17 protein-coding genes and 1 other RNA gene are annotated in these 14,734 nt (G+C 67.7%); 9 read left to right on the top strand and 9 right to left on the bottom strand.

Annotated features, from left to right (window positions below):
- Positions 1 to 41: 41 nt before the first annotated feature.
- The 5 genes from Ga0609869_RS03400 to Ga0609869_RS03380 form a co-directional block, all read right to left on the bottom strand.
- Positions 42 to 1,142, bottom strand: a complete 1,101-nt coding sequence (locus Ga0609869_RS03400; protein ID WP_125407787.1) for an SPFH domain-containing protein — start codon at positions 1,140 to 1,142, stop codon at positions 42 to 44.
- Positions 1,143 to 1,188: 46 nt separating this feature from the next.
- Complete coding sequence (locus Ga0609869_RS03395) at positions 1,189 to 2,064, bottom strand: DUF2927 domain-containing protein (protein ID WP_125408227.1); 876 nt, start codon at positions 2,062 to 2,064, stop codon at positions 1,189 to 1,191.
- A 73-nt stretch (positions 2,065 to 2,137) separates the two neighbouring features.
- Positions 2,138 to 3,316 carry a toxic anion resistance protein gene (locus tag Ga0609869_RS03390; RefSeq protein ID WP_125407789.1) on the bottom strand — a complete coding sequence of 393 codons (1,179 nt, stop codon included), beginning with the start codon at positions 3,314 to 3,316 and terminating at the stop codon, positions 2,138 to 2,140.
- 5 nt (positions 3,317 to 3,321) lie between these two features.
- Positions 3,322 to 4,227, bottom strand: a complete 906-nt coding sequence (locus Ga0609869_RS03385; protein ID WP_125407791.1) for a 5-bromo-4-chloroindolyl phosphate hydrolysis family protein — start codon at positions 4,225 to 4,227, stop codon at positions 3,322 to 3,324.
- A 186-nt stretch (positions 4,228 to 4,413) separates the two neighbouring features.
- A complete protein-coding gene (locus Ga0609869_RS03380; RefSeq protein ID WP_125407793.1) occupies positions 4,414 to 5,202 on the bottom strand; it encodes a pseudouridine synthase in 789 nt (262 codons plus the stop codon).
- A gap of 76 nt (positions 5,203 to 5,278) precedes the next feature.
- Here Ga0609869_RS03380 and Ga0609869_RS03375 point away from each other — a divergent pair, with 76 nt between their 5' ends.
- On the top strand, positions 5,279 to 5,731 hold the full coding sequence (locus tag Ga0609869_RS03375; protein WP_125407795.1) for a nucleoside deaminase: 453 nt from the start codon (positions 5,279 to 5,281) through the stop codon (positions 5,729 to 5,731).
- A 45-nt stretch (positions 5,732 to 5,776) separates the two neighbouring features.
- Here Ga0609869_RS03375 and Ga0609869_RS03370 read toward each other — a convergent pair whose 3' ends face one another.
- Complete coding sequence (locus tag Ga0609869_RS03370) at positions 5,777 to 6,469, bottom strand: metal-dependent hydrolase (protein ID WP_125407797.1); 693 nt, start codon at positions 6,467 to 6,469, stop codon at positions 5,777 to 5,779.
- Positions 6,470 to 6,550: 81 nt separating this feature from the next.
- Between Ga0609869_RS03370 and Ga0609869_RS03365 the strand changes: the two genes are divergently transcribed.
- Complete coding sequence (locus Ga0609869_RS03365) at positions 6,551 to 7,195, top strand: ceramidase domain-containing protein (RefSeq protein WP_125407799.1); 645 nt, start codon at positions 6,551 to 6,553, stop codon at positions 7,193 to 7,195.
- Between the two features lie 149 nt (positions 7,196 to 7,344).
- Here the strand turns inward: Ga0609869_RS03365 and purU are convergent, their stop codons facing one another.
- Positions 7,345 to 8,205, bottom strand: coding sequence for a formyltetrahydrofolate deformylase (purU, locus tag Ga0609869_RS03360; RefSeq protein WP_125407801.1), 861 nt, complete (start codon positions 8,203 to 8,205; stop codon positions 7,345 to 7,347).
- Between the two features lie 177 nt (positions 8,206 to 8,382).
- On the opposite strand from purU, the gene gatC reads away from it, so the two are divergent.
- The 7 genes from gatC to rpmG all read left to right on the top strand — a co-directional run bounded on the left by gatC (position 8,383) and on the right by rpmG (position 13,292).
- Positions 8,383 to 8,670 (top strand): Asp-tRNA(Asn)/Glu-tRNA(Gln) amidotransferase subunit GatC, encoded by a 288-nt coding sequence (gene gatC / locus Ga0609869_RS03355; protein ID WP_125407803.1) that lies wholly within the window; start codon positions 8,383 to 8,385, stop codon positions 8,668 to 8,670.
- A 6-nt stretch (positions 8,671 to 8,676) separates the two neighbouring features.
- On the top strand, positions 8,677 to 10,164 hold the full coding sequence (gatA, locus tag Ga0609869_RS03350; RefSeq protein WP_125407805.1) for an Asp-tRNA(Asn)/Glu-tRNA(Gln) amidotransferase subunit GatA: 1,488 nt from the start codon (positions 8,677 to 8,679) through the stop codon (positions 10,162 to 10,164).
- A 32-nt stretch (positions 10,165 to 10,196) separates the two neighbouring features.
- On the top strand, positions 10,197 to 10,973 hold the full coding sequence (locus tag Ga0609869_RS03345) for a hypothetical protein (protein WP_125407807.1): 777 nt from the start codon (positions 10,197 to 10,199) through the stop codon (positions 10,971 to 10,973).
- Between the two features lie 7 nt (positions 10,974 to 10,980).
- The gene (locus tag Ga0609869_RS03340; protein WP_245972375.1) at positions 10,981 to 11,667 is read left to right on the top strand and encodes an N-acetylmuramoyl-L-alanine amidase; all 687 of its coding nucleotides are present in this window, start codon (positions 10,981 to 10,983) and stop codon (positions 11,665 to 11,667) included.
- A 12-nt stretch (positions 11,668 to 11,679) separates the two neighbouring features.
- An RNA gene (gene rnpB, locus Ga0609869_RS03335) (RNase P RNA component class A) lies at positions 11,680 to 12,076 on the top strand.
- A 119-nt stretch (positions 12,077 to 12,195) separates the two neighbouring features.
- Positions 12,196 to 12,903 (top strand): tellurite resistance TerB family protein, encoded by a 708-nt coding sequence (locus Ga0609869_RS03330; protein ID WP_125407809.1) that lies wholly within the window; start codon positions 12,196 to 12,198, stop codon positions 12,901 to 12,903.
- Positions 12,904 to 13,124: 221 nt separating this feature from the next.
- Entirely contained in the window at positions 13,125 to 13,292 is a 168-nt protein-coding gene (gene rpmG / locus Ga0609869_RS03325) for a 50S ribosomal protein L33 (RefSeq protein ID WP_107890459.1), read from the top strand.
- Positions 13,293 to 13,541: 249 nt separating this feature from the next.
- On the opposite strand, the gene Ga0609869_RS03320 is transcribed toward rpmG, so the two are convergent.
- Both Ga0609869_RS03320 and Ga0609869_RS03315 read right to left on the bottom strand, forming a co-directional pair.
- Positions 13,542 to 14,324, bottom strand: a complete 783-nt coding sequence (locus tag Ga0609869_RS03320) for a Bax inhibitor-1/YccA family protein (RefSeq protein WP_125407811.1) — start codon at positions 14,322 to 14,324, stop codon at positions 13,542 to 13,544.
- A gap of 113 nt (positions 14,325 to 14,437) precedes the next feature.
- On the bottom strand, positions 14,438 to 14,650 hold the full coding sequence (locus Ga0609869_RS03315; RefSeq protein ID WP_438826861.1) for a DUF1127 domain-containing protein: 213 nt from the start codon (positions 14,648 to 14,650) through the stop codon (positions 14,438 to 14,440).
- Between the last annotated feature and the right edge of the window lie 84 nt (positions 14,651 to 14,734).

Here is a 14,734-nt window from a genome sequence, read left to right as displayed (position 1 = left end):
GCCTCCGGCGGGGGTATTTGGGCCAAGAAGAAGCGGGGGCCTCAGGCCTCGGGCGGCGGCGGCGGCAGCACGGTGAAAAGCTGCGCCAGTTCGGCCACGTCCTCGGCATGCATCCAGCCGTCCTGGCCCGGGGTCCAGACATGGGTTGTGCGCTTGAGTGCGCCCTCGCCGGCCATCCGCCCCATGTCGGCCTTGGAGAACGGGCCGCGCGTTTCGCCTTTTTCAGCGATGTGCCAGACATGCTCGACCGGCGGCGGCGGGGGCGGTACGGGCTGGGCGGACTGGTCGCGCGCGCCCCAGGGCCTCATGGCGTGGCCCATGGCCATACCCATGCCGGCACCCAGCCCCGCAGCCATCGCGCCGCCCGCCGCGCCCTCGGGCGCGCCCAGCGCCTCGGCGGCGGAAAACTGGGTATAGCGGTCGAGATCTTGCACAAGCCCCATCGACGTGCGCTTGTCGAGCGCGGCCTCCACCGCGGGGGGCAACGAGATATTCTCGATGTAAAGCTCAGGCAGACTGAGCCCGTAGGCGGCGATGGTCTCGGAGATGGCGCCGGCCACCAGCTTGCCCAGCTCGGCGGTGTTGGCGGCCATGTCGAGCACCGGGATGCCTGCGCCCGCGACCGCCCGCGAGAATTCCTGCACGATGATGTTGCGGATCTGGAAGCCGATCTCGTCCATCGTGAACTCGCCGTCGGTGCCGACGATCTCGACCAGGAATTTCGCCGGGTCGGTCACACGGACCGTGTAGGTGCCGTAGGCGCGGATACGGGTGGGGCCGAATTCGGGGTCGCGCAGCATGATCGGGTTTTTCGTGCCCCATTTGAGGTCGGTGAAGCGCGTGGTGTTGACGAAATAGATTTCCGACTTGAAGGGCGATTTGAACCCGTGGTCCCAATGCTGGAGCGTGGTCAGCACCGGCATGTTGTTGGTTTCCAGCATGTAGAGGCCGGGGGTGAACACGTCGGCGATCTGGCCCTCGTGGACGAAGACGGCGGCCTGCCCCTCGCGCACGGTCAGCTTGGCGCCGTACTTGATCTCGTGGCCCTCGCGCTCGAACCGCCAGACCATGGTGTCGCGGGTGTCGTCGACCCAGTGGATGACGTCGATGAACTCGCCGGAAAGGAAGTCGAAAATACCCATGCTCTAGGTCCTCCAGTAGGGTGCCGGGCGCCACGGCGCTGCGGTCTCAGCTCTCTCCGCCCAACAGCTCGTCCACGATCTGCTCGACGATGGGGCGGGCGTCACGTTCGGTCATGCCAGGCCTCAGACGGCGGTCGTAGAGGATACGCAGCAGCAGCTCGTCATGGCCGGTCAGCAGCCCGAACTCTTCGTCGTCGTTGAAGATCGAGGGGCGCGCGGCGGGGCTGTCATTGGCCAGCCCCATGCCCTGGGCCAGCTCCTCGTGCAGGCACGACAGGCGCAGCAGGTCGGGGTGTTCGGCGCGGATCACCGCCACCGCGCGGGAATAGCTGCTGGAATTGCCCTTGGAAAAGGCGAAGACGAGGCAGAAGGTCGAGCGAGGCATGCCGGTGATGGTCAGCTCGGCGGTGCGGTCGATGCCCGGCACAAGCCGGCGCAGGTCGGGCCCGAAGGCGCGGCGCTCGTCCTCGTTGAGGATCAGAATGTGGAAATTCGCGTCTTCCGGCGCGGTCATGCGGATCGGCAATCCGGTCAGCCGGGACAGCCGGCGCGCATAGCCGACGATATTGGCCCGGTCCTCGCGGCGCTGGGCGGCGGGAACGGCGGCGCCGAACACCATCCCCATGCGGATCGGCTGTTCCCAGCGGCGCAGACGGCTTTCGGTCTGTTCGGCGACGAGCATTCCCGAATGGGCAACGTATTCGTCGTAAAGGGCGATACGGACAAAGTTTTCCACCAGGTTGCGCCGCGATACCGGGGTGTCGGCGCCGCCGCCGTCTGTGCGCAGCAGGCCGCGCTCGCGCAGCTCCGCCTCGACCCGGCCGAAATGCGCGGCCATGGCCCGGCTTTCCGCCGAGGGCATTGCCGGGACGGTCTCGGGGCGCGCGCGCGGCGGGGTGGAGTCGACCGGCGCCTCGGGCATGTCGCAAGAGGCCAGCCCCAACAGGGCCAGCCCCGCCAGGGCCGATGCGCGCCAGGGACGCCTCACGTCGCGCTCAGGACCCGGGAACCGATCCGCCGGCCTGGGCCCGCGACTTGGCCGCGGCCAGCGTGTTGCGCAGCTCGGCCTCCATCTTCTTGAGCTCTTCCTCGGCGGCGGCGCGACGGGCCTTGCCCTCGTCGGCGATCTGCAGGCTTTCCTGGATCGTCGCGATCAGTTCTGCATTGGCCTGCTTGACGGCTTCGATATCGAAAACGCCGCGCTCCATCTCCTCGCGGACCGTCTTGTTGGCAGCGCGCAGGTTCTTGGCGTTCGCGGTCAGCAACTCGTTGGTCAGGTCGGTGGCGCCGCGCACCGCCTCGGCCGCCTCTTTCGACCGCTGGATCGTCACCGCCTGGGCGAGCTGGGTTTCCCAAAGCGGCACGGTGTTGACCAGCGTCGAGTTGATCTTGGTGACCAGCGACTTGTCGTTTTCCTGCACCAGCCGGATCGAGGGCAGCGATTGCATCGTCACCTGGCGGGTCAGCTTGAGGTCGTGCACGCGCCGCTCCAGGTCGTCGCGGGCGGCGCGCAGGTCGCGCAGCTCCTGCGCCTTGATCACCTGGTCGCCTTCGGGCGCTTCGTTCACCTCGGTCTCTTTCGCAGGGATGGTCTGGGTGTCGAGTTCCTTCAGCTTTTCCTCGCCCGCGGCGATGTAAAGCGCCAGCTCGTTGTAAAAGGTCAGCGTCTTTTCATAAAGCATGTCGAGCGACTTGATGTCCTTGAGCAGCTTGTGCTCATGGCCCAGCAGGCTGTCGGTGATCTTGTCGATCTGGGCCTGCACGTTTTCGAAGCGTGCCAGGAACTGGGCGAAGGGCGCGGTGCGGCCCAAGAGCCTTTCCCACCAGCTGCGTTCGCGGCGCACGTCCAGCTCGGAGACCGAGAAGCCGCGGATCGTGGTGACGATCTCGCGCAAGCTGTCGCCGGCCGGGCCCACGTCCTTGTTGCGCACATCGGCCAGCATGGATTGCGAGATTTCCTGCAGCTCGGCCTGCGCGCCCGAGCCGAAGGCGATGATCGAGTTGGTGTTGCCCATGTCGATCTCGGCCATGCGCGAGCGGATCGCGTCGGCCGCCGGCGGCTCGGCCGCATCGAGCGGCACGATCTCGTCCATCGGTTCGGGCAGGATGGCGGCGGTCACCTTTTCGACCTCGGCCAGAGCCTCGGCGGCCTTTTCGCGAACGTTTTCCGACATGACTTTCACTCTCCGTTATGCGGCATCGCCTCTTCGGGGCGTACGCCCTCGCGCTGCAGCCTTTCGCGCAGCACTTCAATCTCGATATCTAGGTCGGCCCGGTCGTCCAGCAGCAGTTTGGCGGTGCGGGCGGCGAAGTTCTGTTCGAGGTCGTTCAGGAACGCCTCGTAATCGGTGCGCGCCCCGCTGTCGCGGGTGCGTGAATAGAGATCGGAAAACTTGATCGTCGCGTCCCGCGCGCCCAGCAGGTAGACGACAAGGTAGCGCCGCGCCGCTGTCAGGTCACGGGGGTCTTCCTCGACGGTGCGGAACATCTCGCGCGCGGTGGTCTGAAACTGCTCGACCCGCGCCTCCAGCCCGCGGTCGCCGGCACGGCGGATCGCGTCGGTCATCGCGGCCAGGTGCTTTTCGGCCTCGTCGATGACGCGCGCCACGCGGTCCTGCTGAAAGGTGTCTATGCCGTCCATCCCCTTGTCGCTCAGCGGGTCGGGCCCGAAGGCAAGAAAGTGCAGCCCCGCGCCGAGGATGGCGAAGACGACGGCCTCGGCCGGCCCGTGAGCGGTCATGCCCGCCAGCCCCAGCCCCGCCCCGGTCAACACCGAGCCGATGATCTTGCGCGGCAGCGCCGGGCGGCGCGCGACCTTGCGCGCCTCGTAGGCCATCTGCGCCTTCAGCCCCTCGCGCGTCAGCCAGGCGGCGAGGATCAAGAGGCCGAACGCGGCGAGAAACGCGGCCAGCCGCACGGGTTCGGCGAAAAACGCGCGGACAGCCAGCGGCAGCGGCGCAAGAAACAGCGCGTTGACCCGCCCGCCCATCTGCGTGGCGCGTTTTCCGTGGAACGGGTGGCGCGGTGGCACCGCGTCCTTGGGCGCCGATTTGGGGCTGAATTCTCCGCCAAAGCGCCGGGCCATCAGGCACCCCCCGTCAGCGAGACGTAGAGGATGAGCCCGAAGAGCAAGAAGTAAGCGAGTTTTTGCAGCCCCGTACCGGACATCCCTGGCCCCTTATCGGCGTCGCCTGACCTTTTTATGTATATGGGATGCAACGCCATCGTGAAAGACACGTCGCCGAAAGATACGGTTTTCCCGACCTGGCGTTCAGCGCCGCTTGCGGGGCGCCCGCCGTGGGCGGGGGGCGGTTTGCGGCTTGAACTCGGCGTCGAGGCCCAGCTGGTCGCGCAGAACGCGCGCGCGCACCTCCTCGACCGCGCCGGGCTTCAGATCGCCCAGGCGGAACGGCCCGTAGCCGACGCGGATCAGACGGTTGACGCTCAGGCCCACGGTCTCCATCGCGCGGCGGATCTCGCGGTTGCGGCCCTCGCGCAGGCCGACGGTCAGCCAGGCATTGGCGCCCTGCTGCCGATCAAGGCTCACCTCCATCGGCTGAAACCGCTCGCCCGCGACCGTCACGCCCGCGCGCAGGGGGGCCAGCGTCTTGTCGTCGGGCGCGCCCTTGACCCGCACCCTGTACTTGCGCAGCCAGCCGGTCGAGGGCAACTCCAGCCGCCGCTTGATCTCGCCATCGTTGGTCAGCAGCAACAGCCCCTCGGAATTGAGGTCGAGTCGGCCGACCGACACCACCCGCGGCATGTCTTCGGGCAGTGCGTCAAAGACGGTCGGGCGCCCCTTTTCGTCGCGCTCGGTGGTCACGAGGCCGGCGGGCTTGTGGTAGAGCCACAGCCGCGGCGGCTCAGGTGCGGCCAGCGGCTGGCCGTCGACGGCGATCTTGTCATCGGGCGTGACGTTCAGCGCCGGGCTGTCGATGCGCTTGCCGTTCACCGTGACCCGGCCCGCCGCGATGATCGCCTCGGCGGAACGGCGCGAGGCCACGCCGGCGCGCGCCAGCACCTTGGCGATGCGCTCGCCCTTTGGAAGCTCTGTGCTCATGGCGTTCCTTTACGCCCGAATGGCGGGTTGGGAAAGCGGCTTGCGTTCAACGGCGCAGGCGCGGCAAGACGGGGCGATGAGCCCGTTTCGCAGCCATATGGACGCCGCCCTGGCCGAGGCAAGCGCCGCCGCCGCCCGCGGCGAGGTGCCTGTGGGCGCCGTCGTGGTCTCGCCCCGGGGCGAGATCGTGGCGCGCGCCGGCAACCGCACGCGGGAGCTTTGCGACCCCACCGCCCATGCGGAGATCCTGGCGCTCAGGGCGGCCTGCGCTGCAGCGGGGTCCGAGCGGCTGCCGGGCCACGACCTCTACGTGACGCTGGAACCCTGCGCGATGTGCGCCTCGGCCATCGCCCAGGCCCGCATCGCGCGGCTTTACTACGGGGCGGCCGACCCGAAATCGGGCGGCGTGGCGCATGGGGCAAAGGTGTTCGAGCATCCGCAATCCCACCACGTGCCCCAGGTCTATGACGGCATCGCCTCGGCGGCGGCCGAGGCACTTCTCAAGGCGTTCTTCGCGGAGAAACGGTAACCCCGGCGGGCGACGCCGAGCGCCGGGGGCAAGAGTTTTGCCGGCTCAGATTTCGACCGTCTCCAGCACCTCCGGCGTTAGTACATCCACGCCCGGCAGCCCCGCCTTCAATGCCTCGGCCGACTGTTCCAGCAACGGGAAGGTCTTGTAGTGGCAGGGGATCACCGTCTTGAACTCGAAGAAGGTCTTCGCCGCGTAGGCCGCGCGCGCCATGTCCATGGTGAAATGCCCGCCGGCGCAGAGGATGCCGATATCGGGCGCGTGCAGGTCGTTGAAGACCTTCATGTCGGCCATCACGTCGGTATCGCCGGTGACGTAGATCGTGTGGCCCTCGCCGGAAATCATGAACCCCGATTCGGTGCCGGTATAGACGGGCCCGTCGCTGCCGCCCATCGAGGCGGAATGCACCGCGTTGACCATCGTCACCGCAACATCGCCCAACATCACGGTGCCGCCCTTGTTGAAGCCCACGACGGCGATTTTTTCCTTCTCTTCCCACCAGCTCATCAAATCGAAAATGCCCACGCAGGGGAGCGACAGCTCGCGGCAGATATCGACCGCGTCGGCGATATGGTCGAAATGGCCGTGAGTCACCAATACATGCGTCGCCCCCGCGATCGCCTCTGCGCGGCGGTCCTCGGGAAAGACCGGGTTGCCGGTGACCCAGGGGTCCACCAGCAGAACCTGGTCCGCGATCTCGATGCGAAAACCGGAATGGCCGAGCCACGTGATCTTCATTGCGCTCTCCCAATATGGTTGAATGAATACCCAAGACAGGCTTTACGACAACAGCCTATCAGCAAAACGGCTTGGCGTTCCATGGATTGGACAAGGCAGATCGACGCCTATTGCGAACGCACCGACCCGGGCCTCTGGGCCGAGCCGGTCAATGCGCTCACCAACGTGGCCTTCGTGCTCGCGGCCATCGTGATGTGGCGGCGCGGCGCCGACCTGCCCCTGGCGCGCGCGCTGGCGCTGGTGCTGGGTGCCATCGGGGTGGGCAGCTTTCTCTTTCACACCCGGGCGACGGTCTGGGCCTCGCTGGCCGACGTGCTGCCGATCGTCGCCTTCATCCTGCTCTACATCTACGCCGCGAACCGGGCCTTCTGGCGGTTGGGGCGGATTCCGGCGCTGTTGATTGCGGCGCTGTTTCTGCCCTTTGCCGCGGCCACCGCGCCGCTTTTCGGGCAGATCCCGGGGCTTGGCAGTTCGTCCGCCTATGCGCCGGTGCCTGTGCTCATCGGGGTCTACGCGCTGCTGTTGCGCCGCCGCGCGCCGGCCACCGCCGGGGGGCTGGCGCTCGGCGCGGCGCTCTTGATTCTCTCGTTGACCTTTCGCACGCTCGACGGCCCGCTCTGCGCTGTCACCCAATTCGGCACCCACTTCCTGTGGCACCTGTTGAACGGCGTAATGCTGGCCTGGATGATCGAGGTCTATTGCCGGCACGAACGCGCGGCGCGCTGAGCCGCCCTTGCCCGGCGGCGCGAGGGGGCCGACAGCTGGTGCCGTGGGTATTTGGACCAAGAAGAAGGCCATGCCGCTTCTTCTTGGCAGAAATACCCATTCTCCCGGGCCTCCGCCCCGCACGGCGGTCGGGCGCGGGCGCGCCGGGTTCAGCCCTGGCTGAACACGATGGTCTTGTGGCCGTTCGGCAGCACCCGACGCTGCAGGTGAAGCCGCACCGCGCGGGCCAGCACGCGGCTTTCGATATCGCGGCCGACGGCGACGTAGTCTTCGGCGGTCAGGGCGTGGTTCACCCGCTCGGTCTCCTGTTCGATGATCGGGCCCTCGTCGAGATCGGCGGTCACGTAATGGGCGGTCGCGCCAATGAGTTTCACCCCGCGCTCGAAGGCCTGGTGATAGGGCTTGGCGCCCTTGAACGACGGCAGGAAGGAATGGTGGATGTTGATCACCCGGCCGGCCAGGGCGCGCGAAAGATCGTCGGACAGCACTTGCATGTAGCGCGCCAGCACCACCAGGTCGGCCCCGGTCTCTTCGACCAGCGCCAGCACCCGGGCCTCCTGCTCTGGCTTGGTGTCTTTCGTGACGGGCAGGTGGTGATAGGCGATGCCTTCAGCCTCGGCGGTGGGGCGGCTGGTCTCGTGGTTCGACACGATCGCCGCGACTTCGGCCTCGAGCCAGCCCACGCGGATCTGGTAGAGCAGGTGCAAAAGCGCATGGTCGAATTTCGACACCATCAGGATGATCTTGGGCCGGCGTTCGGCGTCGACCAGATGGGCGTCCATGCCGAAGGCGGTGAAGATCGGCGCGAGCCGCGCCTCGAGCGCCTCGACGGTCGCGGGCTCTTCGGTATGGAACGCGATGCGCATGAAAAACCGGTTCCGCTGAGTGTCGCGGAACTGGTTGCTTTCCTGGATGTTGCCGCCCAGCGCCGAGAGGGCGTTGGAGACCGCGGCGACGATGCCGCGCTGGTCGGCGCAGGTGAGGGTTAGGATGAAGCTGGTCGAGGGCATGGTTGATCCGGGCTGTGGCGTGGCGGGGCGTGTCTGACCCTCACCGGCGCGCGATGCAAGCGCCAAACCGTCGCCGCCGCTTTCCCGCGCGTTCGCGACATCGGCCCAACTCTTGCGGCCCGACGCCTGCGGCGATAAACGCAAGGCCCGAACGAGACAGAAAAAGGCGCCCGCCCCATGTCCATCGACACCGATACCGCGCGCCGCGTCGCGCATCTGGCCCGGATCGCCGTGAAGGAAGACGACCTGCCCGAGCTGGCGCAGGAGCTTTCGGGCATCCTGACCTTCATGGAGCAGCTTGGCGAGGTCGATGTCGAGGGGGTAGAGCCGATGACCGGCGTCACGCCGATGCGGCTCAAGCGCCGCCAGGACGTGGTGACCGATGGCGGGATGCAGGACAAGATCCTGTCGAACGCGCCCGACGCGCGCGAGGGATTCTTCGCCGTGCCCAAGGTGGTGGAGTAAAGCGCGATGAGCGAGCTGACCAAGCTGACCCTGGCAGAGGCGCGCGATGCGCTGCGCGGGGGCGAAACAACCTCGGTCGCGCTGACCGAGGCCTGCCTCGCGGCGATAGAGGGGGCGGGGGCGCTGAACGCCTTTGTCCACCATACCCCCGAGATCGCGCTGGAGCAGGCCAAGGCCGCCGATGCCCGCATCGCCGCGGGGGAGGCGCCGGCGATGTGCGGCATGCCGCTGGGCATCAAGGATCTGTTCTGCACCAAGGGCGTGCCCAGCCAGGCGGCCTCGCGGATTCTCGAGGATTTCCGCCCCGAGTACGAATCGACCGTCACCCAGAACCTGTGGGATGCGGGCGCAGTGATGCTGGGCAAGCTGAACATGGACGAGTTCGCCATGGGCAGCAGCAACGAGACCAGCACCTACGGCAACGCGGTGAACCCTTGGCGGCGCGGCAAAGACGAGGCGCAGCTGACGCCCGGCGGCAGCTCGGGCGGCTCGGCGGCGGCGGTGGCGGCGGACCTGTGCCTGGCCGCGACGGGGACAGATACCGGCGGCTCGATCCGCCAGCCGGCGGCCTTTACCGGCATCGTCGGTCTGAAACCCACCTACGGGCGCTGCTCGCGCTGGGGGGTCGTGGCCTTTGCCTCGTCGCTCGACCAGGCCGGGCCGATGACCAAGACGGTGCGGGACGCGGCGATCATGCTGGGTGCGATGGCCGGCCACGACATGAAGGACTCGACCTCGGCCGACCTGCCCGTGCCCGATTTCGAGGCGATGCTCACCGGCGATATCCGCGGCAAAAAGATCGGCATTCCGTCGGAATACCGAATGGATGGCATGCCCGACGAGATCGAGACGCTGTGGCACAAGGGCGCCGAGATGCTGAAGGACGCCGGGGCCCAGATCGTCGACATCTCGCTGCCTCACACGAAATACGCGCTGCCCGCCTATTACGTGATCGCCCCGGCCGAGGCCTCGTCGAACCTGGCGCGCTACGATGGCGTGCGCTACGGCCACCGGGCCAAGCTGGCCGAGGGCGACGGCATCGTGGAAATGTACGAAAAGACCCGCGCCGAGGGATTCGGGGCGGAGGTCCAGCGCCGGGTGATGATCGGCACCTATGTGCTGTCGGCGGGCTTTTACGACGCCTATTACAACCGGGCCCGCAAGGTGCGCGCGCTGATCAAGCGCGATTTCGACGCGGTCTTTGCCCAAGGGGTCGATGCGATCCTGACGCCGGCAACGCCGTCCGCCGCCTTCGGGCTGGGCGAGATGGCCGATGCCGACCCGGTGCAGATGTATCTCAACGACGTCTTCACCGTGACGGTGAACCTTGCCGGTCTGCCGGGGGTATCGGTGCCCGCGGGGCTGGACAAGCAGGGGCTGCCGCTGGGGCTGCAGTTGATCGGCCGGCCCTGGGAAGAGGGCGAGTTGCTGAATGCCGCCGAGGCGCTGGAGCGCGCCGCCGGTTTTGTTTCCAAGCCGTCGAAATGGTGGTAAAACAGGTCAAAATGGCAACGGGCAGGGCAAAGATGAGACAGCTAGTGGTGCCGCTGGCCGCGCTTGTGGCGTTGGCCGGGTGCGAGCCCGAGGTTCCCGATTCCGCCGCCGGCGTGGGCTTTGCCGACTACGCCAGCTACCAGACCGCGCGCGAAAGCAGGCTGCAGGGGCAGGCGTCGGTACTGCCGCCGGTCACGACCGCCGCGATCAGCGAAGAGATGCCGAACCCACGGTTCTCGGCCGCGCCGGCCCCCGCCGCAACCGTTTCGCCGCAGGCGACCGCGCTGGCGCCGGTGAACGCGCCCGTCGGTGCGCCACTCAGCGCGCTCTCGGCGGATCGTGTGGCCGCCGCACCGGTCGCGGCATCGCCGCTGCCCGCCGCGCCGGCCCCGGCGATGCCTGCAGGCCAGAATAACGGCCCCGCCCCCATTCTCCAGGACGAGACCTACCAGCCGCCCACCGGCGCCCCGGTCGTGCGCGAGCCGGCGCCGGGCACCGCGGCGGGCCAGACGGCCGTGGCGATCGAGCCCGCGCCGGTGCCCCAGCGCAGCGGCACCTCGGCCCCGAACATCGTCGCCTACGCGATCAACACCACCAACCGCGTGGGCCAGCCGCGCTATCGCCGGTCGAACCCGCTGCGGTTTTCTTCGTTCGAGCGCAATTGCGGCCGCTACCCTTCCGACGACCTGGCGCAAGAGGCGTTCCTCGGCGCCGGCGGGCCCGAGCGCGACCGGCTGAACCTCGATCCGGACGGCGACGGATTTGCCTGCCGCTGGGACCCGGCGCCGTTCCGCCAGGCGGTCAACTGAGGCGGGCTTGGGCGCGCTCGATGTGCCGTCGCCCAATTTCGGGCCCCGCCGCCAGGGCGCCCGGCCCGACCTGATCGTCCTCCACTACACGGCCATGGCCAGCGCCGAGGCCGCGCTGGCCCGGCTGACCGACCCCGAGGCCGAGGTGTCGTGCCATTACCTGATCGACAGGCGCGGCCGGCTGTTCCGGCTGGTCGAAGAGAAGATGCGCGCCTGGCATGCCGGCGCCGGCCAGTGGGGTGCGGCGACCGATATCAATTCGCGCTCGATCGGGATCGAGCTCGACAATGGCGGCCGCGCCCCTTTCCCGGCGCCGCAGATGGCCGCGCTCGAGGCGCTGCTGGGCGATCTCATGGCGCGCCGGGTGATCCCGCCGCAGCGCGTCGTCGGCCATTCCGACGTGGCGCCCTTGCGCAAATCCGACCCCGGGCCGCGCTTCGACTGGCGGCGGCTGGCGCTGGGCGGGATGGCGGTCTGGCCCGGGCCCGGCCGGGCGCGCTTTGACGAGGCCGGCTTTCGCGCGGCGACGACGCTCTTCGGCTACGCGCCCGGCTGGCCCACCGAGGCGGTGCTGGCGGCCCTGCGCCTGCGCTTTCGGCCCTGGGCCGCGGGCCCGGCCGATGACCGCGACATGGGCATCGCCCTCGACCTCGCCGCGCGCTTCCCCATTGACCGGCGGCGCGCCGATCCCTAGATGCAGTCCGGCGCGGATGGCCGGATGGCCGCGGTGCCGGATCCCATCCGGTATCGAGGAAAGTCCGGACTCCACGAGGCAACGGTGCCGGGTAACGCCCGGCCGGGGAAACCCGAGGGAAAGCGCCACAGAGAACAAACCGCCCCTGTCCGCAGGGGTAAGGGTGAAACGGTGGGGTAAGAGCCCACCGCGGGCCTGGCAACAGGGCCGGCACGGCAAGCCCCACCGGGAGCAATGCCGAATAGGGACCCCGCGCTCCGGAGCTGATCCGGGGCAGGGCGGCTTCGGCCCAGGGGTCCGGGTTGGCAGCTGGAGCGCACCGGTAACGGTGCGCGCAGAGGAATGGTCATCCAGCCCCGGATCTTCGGTCCGGGGTGGACAGAATCCGGCTTACAGGCCGTCCGCGCGTTTTGCCCCGGGGCAGGCTTCGCCCCGAAATCCGCTCTGAACCGTCGTTGCGCGGGCGAAAACGCTGTAGGCTTGGCCCATGGCGGTAGTCCGCTTGGGTTCGGATCAGGGAGGACCAGCATGAGTTTCGTCAAGACCATGGCAACCCTCGCCGCGGGCTTTGCCGCGGCCAAGGGCGTCGAGCACTACCGGAAGATCGGCGGCATGGCCGGTCTGCAGGAAAAGCTGAAATCGAACGAGCAGGTGTCGGAGATGACCGCCCAGCTGGCCGGCATGATGGAGAAGATGGGCCTGCCGGGCGGCGCGAAAGGGGTGCAGGACATGTTTTCGCGCATGGGCGAGCCCACGGCGCGTGCGGGCGAAAGCGCGACGGCGGGGCTGGCCGGGCTGATGGCCGCGCTGGGCGGCGCGGCGGCGGCCGGCACCAGCCAGGCCGGCGAGATGGCCAACGCGCTGACGGGCCACAAGATGACAACCGAAACGATGGAGGAAAATGCCAAGCTCATGATTCGCGCCATGATCCAGGCCGCCAAGGCCGATGGCGAGATCGACGCCGAGGAACGCGCGCGCATCTTCGAGCATCTGGGCGACGTGTCCGAGCAAGAGCGCGCCTTCGTGGAAGACCAGATCGCCGCGCCCGTCGACCCCGCCGCGCTGGCCGCCGACACCTCGGATGCGATGCGCGCGCAGGTCTACGCGACAGCGGCCATGGCCGTGCGTGTCGACAACGCCGCCGAGGCGGCCTATCTCGACAACCTTGCCGCCGCGCTGGGGCTGAGCGACGAGACGGTGTCCCATATTCACGCTGCGATGGGGGCCTCCGTCTAGCGCCCGCCCCCGAGCGCGGGATTTGGGTATTTGGACCAAGAAGAAGCGGCAGGGCGCGCCTCGGTGGTTTCTTCTTGGCGAAAATACCCCTAACGGGTCATGTTCGCGGCTGCGCCGGGCGCAGGGCGAGAACGCGCTTGACTCGGGCCCACGGATCGGTAGAACCGCGACTTCAAGGATTTTCTGGGGCGGCCCGGCCGCCTGCGCGACGGAGAGAGACCATGGCGAAACCGACGACCATCAAGATCCGCCTGAACTCGACCGCGGGCACCGGCCATTTCTACGTGACCAAGAAGAACGCCCGCACCATGACCGAGAAGATGGTGATCAAGAAATACGATCCCGTGGTACGCAAGCACGTGGATTACAAGGAAGGCAAGATCAAGTAAGATCGCTGCCTTGCCGTTTCTGAAGGCCGCCCCCGCGGGAGCGGCCTTTTTCTTTTGCCCGGCCGTTGTCGTGCAAGGGTGCCGTCACGCGGAGCGCGCCGCGCAACCGAAGCCGCATCGCCGCGACACGGGGCCTTTGCCCTGTGCCGCGCCGCCCGCCGTGGCCCAGGCCCGCGCACCGGGGGCCGCCAAAGGAAAGGGGCCGGCGTTTCCGCCGGCCCCCGCATGGGCAGTCATGGTCTGGTCAGCTTACTCGCGGTTGCCGAGGAACTGCAGCAGGAACATGAACAGGTTGATGAAGTCGAGATAGAGGTTCAGCGCCCCCATGATCGCCGACTTGCCCAGCCATTCGCTGTCCATCGCGTGGGCGTGCTGGAGGTAATCGTTCTTGATCTTTTGGGTGTCGTAGGCGGTGAGGCCTGCGAAGATCAGAACGCCCAGCGCGGAGATCGCGAACATGACCGCGGGCGATCCGAGGAAGATGTTGACGATCGACGCGATCACGAGGCCGATCACGCCCATGATCAGGAACGAGCCCCAGCCCGAGATGTCTTTCTTGGTGGTGTAGCCCCACAGAGACAGCCCGGCAAAGGCCGCCGCGGTCACGAGGAAGGTCTGGGCGATCGAGTAGCCGGTGAAGACCAGGAAGATGGAGCTGATCGACAGGCCCATCAGCATGGCGAAGCCGTAGAAGTAAAGCTGCGCCGCGGCCGCCGTCAGGCGGTTGATCACCGCGCCGAAGGCGAAGACCATGATCAGCGGGGCGAACATGATCAGCCATTTCAGAGGCGAAGCGTAGATCGCCGCGCCGAAGCTGGTGAGGTACTCGTTCGCCCCGATCTGATATTCGGTCGGCACGCTCGATACCGCCAGGCCCGAAATCGACCAGGCGGCCAGAGCCGTGATCAGCATGCCCACGGACATGGTGCCGTAGACCTTGTTCATGTGGGCGCGAAGGCCCGCGTCAATCTGCGCGGTGCGAACGCCGGCCTGACCGGCCTGACCCGCGCGGATCGTGTTGTAGTCAGCCATGGACTGTCTCCTGTTGCTCCCTGACACGTAGAGGCAGGCCAAAAGCCCGCCTTTGCTGTCAAATATCGGCAAGGACGGGGCTCATTTCAAGGATACAAAGTGCGAAAAGCGCGCTATCGCAGCCAGCTTTGCGGAACGTCCCAGACCGGGCGGCGCGCTTCGCTCAGCGCATCCTGCCGGGTGAGCCCGATATCGCGCAGCAGCGCATCGTCGAGTTCGGCCAGCCTGCGGCGCTGACGGGCGGCGCCGAGGCCGAGAAACAGCCGAGACAGAAAGCCCGGGCCGCGGCGGTTGAGCGGGGCGGCGGAGCGGGAAAGTGCGGTCATGGACATCGCGGTAAACCTTTCGGTTTGGTGAACCCAGAAGCGAGTTGCATAAGGTGTCTTGATGTATATCGCGCGATGTGGTGT

Origin of the sequence: Rhodovulum iodosum (assembly GCF_041020385.1) — a bacterium.
Taxonomy (GTDB): domain Bacteria; phylum Pseudomonadota; class Alphaproteobacteria; order Rhodobacterales; family Rhodobacteraceae; genus Rhodovulum; species Rhodovulum iodosum.
The sequence above is the reverse complement of the archived record's forward strand: the minus strand, read 5'-3'. Positions and strand labels throughout refer to the sequence as shown.